The 3,018-nt window shown below is 64.3% G+C and carries 5 protein-coding genes; 2 read left to right on the top strand and 3 right to left on the bottom strand.

All coding sequences use genetic code 11. The features are described 5' to 3' along the window. Nucleotides 1-233 precede the first annotated feature (233 nt). Both AC1D12_RS29585 and AC1D12_RS29580 read left to right on the top strand, forming a co-directional pair. The gene (locus AC1D12_RS29585) at nt 234-371 is read left to right on the top strand and encodes a hypothetical protein (RefSeq protein WP_477844758.1); all 138 of its coding nucleotides are present in this window, start codon (nt 234-236) and stop codon (nt 369-371) included. A 10-nt stretch (nt 372-381) separates the two neighbouring features. Continuing rightward, complete coding sequence (locus AC1D12_RS29580) at nt 382-834, top strand: SMI1/KNR4 family protein (protein ID WP_047505536.1); 453 nt, start codon at nt 382-384, stop codon at nt 832-834. 7 nt (nt 835-841) lie between these two features. Here AC1D12_RS29580 and AC1D12_RS29575 read toward each other — a convergent pair whose 3' ends face one another. The 3 genes from AC1D12_RS29575 to AC1D12_RS29565 all read right to left on the bottom strand — a co-directional run. Further along, complete coding sequence (locus AC1D12_RS29575; RefSeq protein WP_047505537.1) at nt 842-1,318, bottom strand: RES family NAD+ phosphorylase; 477 nt, start codon at nt 1,316-1,318, stop codon at nt 842-844. Further along, complete coding sequence (locus AC1D12_RS29570; RefSeq protein ID WP_477844756.1) at nt 1,315-1,869, bottom strand: antitoxin Xre/MbcA/ParS toxin-binding domain-containing protein; 555 nt, start codon at nt 1,867-1,869, stop codon at nt 1,315-1,317. The genes AC1D12_RS29575 and AC1D12_RS29570 overlap by 4 nt, the downstream gene beginning before the upstream one ends. 75 nt (nt 1,870-1,944) lie before the next feature. Then, on the bottom strand, nt 1,945-3,018 hold a 1,074-nt coding region (locus tag AC1D12_RS29565; protein ID WP_477844754.1), incomplete at its 5' end, for an HrpF/NolX family T3SS translocon protein.

Below are 3,018 nucleotides of genomic sequence, written 5' to 3'. Positions count from 1 at the left end.
CCATATGCCTTTGACCAGACCGAGGTCCAGTCGGTCATTGCATATGCGAAGCGCGTACTGGCTGTGCCCCCAAGGCGTTTGGTCATCGATGGGGTGCGATGGCTGTTGCCTCCACTCTTGATCTTGATGGTTGCCTATCTGCTCGTCTTCTGGACGAAGTGAGCGCGAGGGGCATATGGGACTTGCACCGGATACCTCGTCAAGACTGCGTTCCTGCGGAAGACATCGAGGCGATGGTGAAACATCTGTCGGAACTGGATGTCTATGGCCGACGTTGGAGTCTCCCGATGGTGCTGCTGTTCTGGTTCACTCCCGCGATGCTGTTGGTTGTCTTTGTGGTCTACCTGATTGTCCAGGTGATGGGCGCTTGAGGAATAGTGAATGGAAATCGACGAGATCGTGAGAGCCGTGCGTTCGGCCAGTCGGAAGAAATTCTTTCGGCGGAAGCCTGTGTTCACACCCTACAGAGCCGTTGCGCTCGATGAAATCGAAGCCATCGAACAAGGAATCGGGATCGCCGTGCCCGGCGATCTTCGTCGCTGGCTCCTGACGCTTGGCTACGGAGATATTGATGAGGGGCTGAGCTTCCGCGAGGAGTGGTTCGCTGCCATAGAGCGTGGTCAACTGAAAGGTGGCGCCCTGTTCGCTCAGGACACGCAAGGCAACTTCTTCGGATTCGACATTCACGGACGCATCTATTTTTTCTCGCGATCCCAGCCCTTCTTCTCGATGATCTCAGAGAGCTTCTGCGGATTCATCGAAGAGCTTGTCAAACGCGACTACAAGATTCGGGACTGGGTCGATACGCTCGCAGCGCAAAGGTACGAGTGGTGAATCACCGCTACACCCTGTGGTCGTAGACGAACCGCCGGACCTTCACCGCCGCCAACCCTGCAGCATCCGGATGCGCCGGGTTGATCAGCACGTTGTCTTCTTCCTCGATGATCACCGACGGCACGACCAGCAGCGCCGACTGTCCCCCGCCCAGCCACGCTGAGCCGAGCTCGCGCGAGACCAGCCCTTCGGGGATCGCATCCCAGCCGACGGCCGGTGGACGTTGCAGCACCAGCCGCGCCGCCCAGACCGCGTCCGGCACATCGATGCGCACGAGGAAGCGATTCCACGGCAACTTGCCCGCGCTCTTGCCGAAATGCGCCCGCGTCTCCCAGGCCGCGAGCGACACCGAGGTGGCCGCGAAGCTCACCAACTCTCCGGGATGGTTCCAACGCGATCCGCGGCTCGCGGCACCCTTTCCGGCCAGGTCATCGGCGCCCCACTGCGGTGTGTCGGCGGCAATGCGCCACAACGCCACCGTCATGCAGRCAGTCCCCCGCGCATGCGCTCCAGCACCTGCTCCACCGCGCGCAGCCCCTCGGGGTTGCGCAACAGCTCGGCCGGGGTCCTGCCGCCCAGTTCGGGCAGCGGTTCGCGCAGCCATTCAGCGAGCCAGGCGTCGAGGTCGAAGTCTTTCAATTGCGCCGGATCGCCGCTCTCCTCGAGCAGGCGGCGCAGCGTGGCTGCCACGCGCAGCAAACCCATCACGCGGTGCCCGGCGACGTCCGGCAGCACCTCGCCGGCTTCGTCCTTGCGTCGGAAGGTGGTGGGCGACACGCCGATGATGTCCATCACGGTCGACACGGCCTGGCCGGTCGCCTCGGCGATCACGTCGACCAGCCAGGTGGGAACACCCGCTTCGACCGCGTCGAACAGCACGATCCCGGGTGAACTGCGCACCCGCCCGACCAGGTCGGCGAAGGCCTTGCGGGATGCCTTGGCACCGGCCGCCGGCCCGCGCCCCTGCACCGACCAGAAGTCGGCGGGTGGCTTGGAACCCAGGGCCGGCCGGGGGCGCACAGCGGCAGCACACATGATGATTCACCCAAATGGTTGATCAGAATTCGCCAAATGGTAGCGTATTCCGATCGCCGCCGGGTGCAAACCGGATCAGAAGAAATCCGCCGCCTTCGGCTTCTCGCCACTCGCCCCGTTGAGCCCCGCCTTCACGCCGCCCGTCACCAGGCTGCCGGCGCTGCTGTTGGTCGCCACGTTGAGCCCGGTGCCTGCGATATCCAGCCCGGCGTCGCGCAAGGCCTTCTTGACGTCGCCGCCCTGGATCGCCGTCGCGGCGACGTTGGTCCCCTCCGACCACACGCGCGAACCCACCGCGACCGCCTTGGCCACCAGGTTGAACGGCGGCGGCAGCACCTTGCCGAGTTTCTCGGCCACCTTCGAGATCACGTTGGCGATCTTCGACACCACGCTCAGGCAGCCCTGCAGGAACTTCTTGAAGCCGCCGCCCTTGGCCTTCTTCTGGTCCGGCTGGTCCATCTCGCCGGCCACCATGTCGCCGACCGCCTTCACGTCCTCGGCGCCCTTCGGCTTGTGCGTGGCGTTCGCCGGCGTCGTCGCGACCTCCTTGTTCTCCAGGTGGCTGCGGAAGGCCTTGATGTCGTCGCGGCTGATGGTGCCGTCGTCCGACTGCTGCCACAGCTTCTTCGCGCCCTTGATGTCGCGGCCGTGCTTGGCGTTGTCCAGCTTGCCGAACAGCACCGGGTCCTCGAGGAATTTCTTCGCCGCTTCCTTGTCCTCCGGCGCGGCCTTCGGGTCGTYGGCGATCTTCTGCAGCTTGTCGCGGTTGAACTTGTTGCCGAACGCGCCGTTCGGGTCGGCATCGATGCGGTCCAGCGCCTTCTTCTGGTCGGCGTCGAGCTGCCCCTTGGCCGCGATCTTGTCCTCCATGCTCGCGTGCGAGACCTTGTCCTTGCCGTTGTTCAGGTCCTTCCACTCCTGCGGGTGGTCGGTGAAGTACTTGGCCGCGGCGATCAGCTGCGGCGGGCACTTGCCGGTGTGCGAGGTGCCGTCGACGATCTTGTGCAGCTCGTCCAGCGACATGTCCTTCGGCAGGTAGTCGGCGTACTTGTACAGCTCGTTCTCGGCTTCGTTCTTCGTGATCGGGCGGCCCTCGGTCGTCTTGCCGTTGTCGCCCGACGGGATGTAGTTGTCGGCGTAGCCCTGGGC

The sequence above is a fragment of the Rhizobacter sp. P1_G5 genome (assembly GCF_056405435.1).
This window is presented reverse-complemented; position numbering and strand designations above follow the sequence as displayed.